Genomic DNA, 5,696 nt, shown 5'->3' on the forward strand with positions numbered 1-5,696 from the left:
GTATAGCCTGCTTTTTCATATTTTTTTATATAATCTTGTATGTCACTATGACCGATAAACAATGTAGAATGACTATCTTCATCATCATTTACTTCAACGGTAAAACCGTCACTTAATCTCAACCATACGGCAACTGTTTGTGGCAATTCCTTTATGCCATAACCATACTCACTTAAATACTTATATATACATATCGAGTTAATTCCTATGAACAACACAACTATTGCAAAAATAACCAAAATTGGTTTAATCCACGTTTTTTTCATTATATATCTCCTTTATTTCATCACCTTAAACTTAATATCAACTTAAAATTTACATGTAAAATTTACCTTTGTTTTTTATATGACAAATTTCTACATGACAATAATCTCTATTTTTGTTTAATCTTCCCATTAAACTTTTATCTAAACAATTATCAGTATGCCCGGAATATAATATATCATTTTTTTTCACATGACTAATAATTGCTGTATGTGTATATTTCTTTTTTTCCCTATTATAAAAATATATTATATCACCCACCTGTGGATTAAATGATTTAATCATTTTCTCCATATATTCTTTAGTAACTTTATCACTCGTTTCACGATTTATTGTTGTAAAATTACCCATAAGTTTTGAACGAACAAATTTTCTATTCTCTAATACCGTTGTCCATGATGTAGTATATTCTCCAAAACAATCGTTTACATAATGAAAATACCAACCAGAACTTTTTTCTACCATTGGTACATTTGCTGCATACAAAACCTGAGATGCATAATTAGTACAATCAGAACAAAAATATAAATAGTCAGGGTTTGGATTATTATAATATTTTACCATATATTGTCTAGCCTTAGATCTATTATATTTAAATGAATATTTCTTTTTATGACTTGCATTTCCAGTTGGATCAAGATTACTAATAGGATTACCATTACAATAACAATATAAGTTATCCTTTGATATCACATTATCAGCTATACCAATATACCTTACATCATCCGCATTAACAAATCTTCCAACTTCCGCATCATAATATCTACTTTGAAGGTAATAGAATCCACTCTCGCTGTCATGATAATAGCCTCTATAAGTGATATGATTCAATGCATATGGTGTTTCATTTCCTTCATAACAGAAAGTATCCGTCACATTTCCCCATGCATCATATGCATATGTTGCAATCTCTGCACCTCTTGAATCAAGAAGTCCGATTACATCCCCCTGCATATTCTTTTCGAAGTAAATTCTTGTCTTCTTAAGGCTCTGATCTATGTCATTTATCTGACTATACTCAAAACCTGTCATTTCGTCATTTCCGTTATAGAAGTACCAGATGTCATATTTCTTTCCTGTTGCCTTGTATGTTACTGTCTCTCTTATAAGTTTTGTTTCATCCCATTCATAATCAGTGGATGTTGTATTTGTTTCCTTATAGGTTCGAAGTCCATCCTGATTATACCTATAAGTGATTTCTGAATTATCTTTCAAAGTCATCTTTGAAAGCTGTCTGCCTCTTGTCCATTCAAAGCTTTTTCCATCTATATAATTAACCGGATTTCCAAGTCCGTCATATGTTATATCTTCTCCATCATATTTAGTAAGCTGATCCGCCCAATCACTGTTTTTGTAACTATACTCCTTATCCTTTACGTTTGTGAGGCTTCCGTCCTCATTTATCGTTTTAAAATGTTTTGCATTAACATTTCCTGTGCTTGAATATCCATATGTACAGCCTGTATTGTTTGTATAATCCAGTTCCTTTGTAAGCCTTCCATGAACATCATAAGCATACTCATACATCTTTTTACCATTCTGCTTTATTGCTGTTATGTTGCCTGCAAGGTCGTATGTATACTCAAATTCCTTGTCTTCACCATACATACCTATGCTATAGGTTGTTTTTGTATCTGACACTTCTTTCTGCTCACTACTTAAAATATCCTTTTTATAAAGCTGTGAATATAGCCTTGTGTTAATCGTCCTTCCCTCATCTGATAATTCCATTGTAAGACTATCATTATTATATAATTTATCTGTTATGACCGTTTTATTTTCATCCGATATATCTGCTTTATGTGATGTCTTATATGTTACGCACTTTCCTTCAATGTCTTTAAAAGTATAGGAAATATCCGTATCCGTTATATTTCCTTCCTCATCCTCAACTGTTTTTATATCCTTTATAAATCCATCACTTCGTGATACCTTTACCGTATTATCATTGTAAATATAATCATAACTTACATCTTCACTGCCGGTTTTATCTGTAAGCTTAAGGAGTTGTCCTTCACTATTGTATTTCATTATGTATGAATATGTGGTATCTTCATTATAATATATTTTTGATTCTGTCGCCACTGAATTAATATTATTTTCATCAGCTTTTATTTCTGAAACCACTGTTTTTATTTTTTGACCATTTCCATACGATACTACATTCTCTGTCTCATCAACAACTTCTCCTTCTTCAATATTTGTAGTGTCACCATTTTCGCCCTTATTGTCTTCAAGAATATTTTTACTATAATTTACAAGAGGAATATTTCCCACCATAAGGGATGTCATTTCTCCGTCATTATAAGACATTGTGTATTTTGTTTTCTGGTCACATATGTATGTAACATTTCCGTCACTATCATATGTATATGTTATGCATATTGTATGTTCTCTGTCCTTTGAATTTTCTTCTATGATTGCCGTATTGTTCCCTTTTTCATCATAGAAATATTTTACGGTCTTGTTTAATGTGTCATCACCGTAATTCGTAGTTATCTTTTTTATATCACCACGATATATGTTTACTATATAAGTTGCGGTTACTCCATTTTCAGTTTCTGAATATTCATGGTCATAAAGTCCCTTGTGTACCTGAGCGGAGTACGCTCCAAGCCTGTCAGTTCCCTTGAGCTGTGGATTATCTGTTTTTCTCGGATCTGTTTCTTCAAGTTCGTCTGAATCATTTCTCTCATCAAAATCCGAATCTTTCAACCATGGGTCTGTTCCTTTCACATATTCTTCCAAATCACTTAATCCATCTTCGTCACTGTCTTTTCCATCTTCATTCTTTATTGCAGGATCTGTACCAAGGGTAAATACCTCATATCCATCTGGCAGTCCATCATTATCCGTATCTAAATCATATATCTTGTTTCCTTGTGAATCTGTGCCTGTTGTCTCATTCCACAGTGTCTTAAAATCCCATATTTCATAGCCGTCTTCAAGTCCGTCCCCATCGGTGTCTCTTATAACCGGTCCATAGGAAACATCTATTACATCATTTCCATTCTCATCCTGCTTTGTTTCTGTTACCCTATCAAATGAAACTATATTGCTTAGTATATCATCTTCCCCTGTAACAATATCCTCATCTTGATTTTTTAATATAGCAAGAACCCTGAAATCTGTTTTCTCTGTATTATCTGAACATTTATAAGCATATTCCGTACCATACGTTATTCCAACAGATTCAAAGCTTCCTTCATTCTCCCTCACATATACTTGGTATACATCTGCATCTTCATATGCTTCCCACTGAAGGTCAATCTCTGTTTCATCTTCGTTTTCATCATCAGCTCCGCTTATGACGAAACTTCCATCATACTTTGCATTGATATTCTCAGTTTCGCTATATCCCACATAAAAGATAGGTCTTTTCTCTTCTGCTGGTCCATAAAAGGTCACATAATTGCCATTGTTCGTATTTTCCGTCTTTAATGCTATACCACAGGATGCAATCTTTTCTGCTGCAACTTCCCTTACAATATCAGTCATATACAGCGCAATTCTGTCATCGATCTTATTATCTTCACACTTATATATTCCATACTTTTTCGTTCCAACTTCAGCTTTTCCACCCTTATACATACTCATAAAATCACAAGAACTTTCTGCATTTCTAATGCTGATTTCCGGAGTTCCCCCTATTTCAGCTATGACGGGTTCAAATACCGCATAATTAACTGTCTTTCCTTTTAATGCATTAATCACATCAGAACAGAGAATGAATGCCGTCTGCCCATAACCTTCTGAATCTATTCCCGTGTAAAAGCGATATGAACCGGGAATTGCATGTGCGTTACTTGGATTTTCATTATAAGAATTAATGTTTGAACTCTTGGTTGCATCCCAGTAAACGCTCGGATCTACTGTAATCGGATACTTGCTTTCATCATTTAAATAATCACTGTTTACAGTCAATTTTACGATATATGTATCATCTTCCACTTTTTCCAGTTTCATTTTTACATCATCATAGGATTTATTTCCCTGTGCATCGCTTACGTATGGTGCCGATATTGATGCAACAACATTTCCATTCTTTTTGTCCGTTAATAGAATGTAATTGTCATCATACTTCACCGGCTCCATTCCCGTAAAATCATATTTGTATTCAAATGTATTTCTCTCAGGCTTTTTATCTAATACAATTTCCTCCTTGACACCGTTGTTTAATGATGTGTAAACATACTTTATATTCTGACTTTCGCTTGAATATTCCACTTTGTTACAGTCTTCACCGTCTTCTTCCTGCGCAATTATTTCTTCTTCATTTGTTAAATATTTCTTTCCCTCTATTTCATTAACGGTCGTTCTGTTTTTACCCTCTTCCGTTTTGCTTTCTTTATCATCTTCCGACACCGGTGCAAAACATATGGCATATTTTTCACTACTCATGACAATCGGATGTTCTTTGTCTAACTTTTTTGAAAAATACTGTCTGCTATCTCCTTGTGTATTTACATACTGATACTCCCCTGCATTTAAATTTTCATCATTTTCACATATCACATTTAATTTTTTCTCATCCGTTCCTGAAATTTCATTAAGCGTATTATCATAGTCTTTCCATCTTCCCTTTTCTTTATATCTGATGTTTTCCCCATATACTTCCATTTTTTTCGAGCCATCACTCATCAGATATGTGTTTGTGCTTTCCGTTCTTTCTCCTGTAAGTTCCTTTACAACTGTTACTTTCTCTTTACCCGCATTGCTTTCCGTTCTGTTTTTCTGTGCGGCATAAACTGAATCTGCCATTGTGTCAAGATTTAATCCTGTTACCATCAGTGCAATAATCAAAATAAAAGATATTGTCCTTTTTCCTGTTTTTCTCATATGTTTCTTCTTTTCTTTCATATTAACGTACCTCCCATGCTATTTGTTAGCTTATATTTAATTTTGCTAAATATCTTGTATTCACGCATATGGTACCAATCTACTTTTTTCATTTCACCCCCACTTGCGTAAGTGTACCCATTTTTTGCGTAAGTGGGAGTTTTTTAGAAAAAACGACAAAAAAAGATATGCCGATTAAATTAACCAACATACCACCCTTTACTCTATTTGCAAGATATCTCTCTTCGCCTCTTTAAATACTGCTTTTTAGTTTCTGAATATCTTCTCTTGCTGATATAGGCAAATTCATCATTAGCAAAATATACTGCACTACTATCAAAATTTTTTATTTTATCCAAATTCACCAAATAAGAATTGTGGCATCTGCAAAATCCAACACTTTTCAATTGTTTTTCATACTCCGATAAAGTTCCACTGCATTTTATTCTATTATCCGATGTATGTACAACAATGTTTCTCCACTCCGTCTCAATATAAAGAATATCCCTTATCTTTATATTAATTTCTCCCTTACCCAATTGGTAGTGTCAAATTTACTACCCTATTTTCTTTATAAAACCTTTATTTTTAGG

General features: G+C 33.2%; 3 protein-coding genes. All 3 read right to left on the reverse strand.

The window, feature by feature from the left end; genetic code table 11:
* The coding region (locus DWW68_RS13160) for a hypothetical protein (protein WP_199669489.1) at positions 1-266 on the reverse strand (266 nt) is incomplete at its 3' end.
* Positions 267-315: 49 nt separating this feature from the next.
* Entirely contained in the window at positions 316-5,124 is a 4,809-nt protein-coding gene (locus tag DWW68_RS13165; protein WP_118589411.1) for an amidase domain-containing protein, read from the reverse strand.
* 203 nt (positions 5,125-5,327) lie between these two features.
* Positions 5,328-5,642 (reverse strand): LytTR family DNA-binding domain-containing protein, encoded by a 315-nt coding sequence (locus tag DWW68_RS13170; protein WP_118589412.1) that lies wholly within the window; start codon positions 5,640-5,642, stop codon positions 5,328-5,330.
* Positions 5,643-5,696: the final 54 nt, after the last annotated feature.

This window comes from Eubacterium sp. AF16-48, from assembly GCF_003479405.1.
Classification (GTDB): domain Bacteria; phylum Bacillota; class Clostridia; order Lachnospirales; family Lachnospiraceae; genus Eubacterium_G; species Eubacterium_G segne.